General features: G+C 33.0%; 1 protein-coding gene. It reads right to left on the bottom strand.

The window, feature by feature from the left end; translation table 11 throughout:
* Positions 1-30: 30 nt before the first annotated feature.
* Positions 31-909, bottom strand: a complete 879-nt coding sequence (locus BZARG_RS11620; RefSeq protein WP_008638632.1) for an IS3 family transposase — start codon at positions 907-909, stop codon at positions 31-33.
* Between the last annotated feature and the right edge of the window lie 138 nt (positions 910-1047).

Genomic DNA, 1047 nt, shown 5'->3' with positions numbered 1-1047 from the left:
TGGACATGCAAACAAAAAGTGCAGTATTAGTTAAGCAGCATATTTATAATTAATTTTCAATTTATTAAATTCTTCAATTGTCAGATAATTGAGTGTCGAGTGCCTTCTCTTTTTATTGTACCAAAGTTCAATATATTCAAAAACTTCTCTTTCCATTTCCTTTCTGGTTATTAGTATGTTGCCATAAATGAGTTCAGATTTTAAGGATTTAAAGAAGCTTTCAGCTACTGCGTTATCCCAACAGTTACCTTTTCTACTCTTGCTGCGTGTAACGTTATAAGAAGCAAGCGTATTAGCGAATTTGTTATTAGCGTACTGTACGCCACGATCCGAGTGAAAGATCAGTTCTTTGCTAATTCTACGGTTTTTAATAGCCATACGCCATGCAGGCAAAGTGGTTTGATTAGTAGCCATTCCAGTACTTAAACTCCAACCTATTAGTTTTCTATCATATAAATCTATTATGGTTGTTAAATATAAAAAACCTTCTTTTACTGCTATATAAGTTATATCTGAAACCCATGCTTTAGAAGGTTCACTTTGTTTAAATTCGCGGTTTAATACATTATCCATAAGCAGGTAGTTATGTTTAGAATCGGTAGTAACTCTAAACTTCTTACTCAACTTACTGCGTAACCCCATTTCTCTCATGTATTTATCCACTGTAATCCGTGATACTTTATAGCCTCTTTTTTGCAGTTCCATAGCAATTCTCGGACTACCGTAACGCTGTTTAAACTCAAAGTAAACCTGGGTTATTAGTACTTTAATCTGTTCTTTCCATAAAAGCTTACTACTAGCAGAAGACCGTTTCCACTTATAATAACTACTAAAATTTATCTCTAGAACTTTACACATTTTATCAATCGGAAAAATAGTTTCATTGTCTTTTATGAAAACATATTTCATCGATCGGTCTTTGAGAAAATGCCGATTGCTTTTTTTAATATACTATGCTCTAGCTCTATATCTTCCAGTTTCTTTTCTAGATCTTGTATACGTGCTTGCTCTGGTGTAAGTTTTAAATTACCATTGCCTGGAAAACTT

The organism is Bizionia argentinensis JUB59 (assembly GCF_000224335.1).
Taxonomy (GTDB): domain Bacteria; phylum Bacteroidota; class Bacteroidia; order Flavobacteriales; family Flavobacteriaceae; genus Algorimicrobium; species Algorimicrobium argentinense.
Note: the sequence above shows the minus strand (reverse complement) of the source record. Positions and strands in the feature narration are given on the sequence as shown.

Coding starts and splice junctions, on each gene's coding strand:
- BZARG_RS11620 (WP_008638632.1), bottom strand. CDS start 909: ATGAAATATGTTTTCATAAAAGACAATGAAACTATTTTTCCGATTGAT.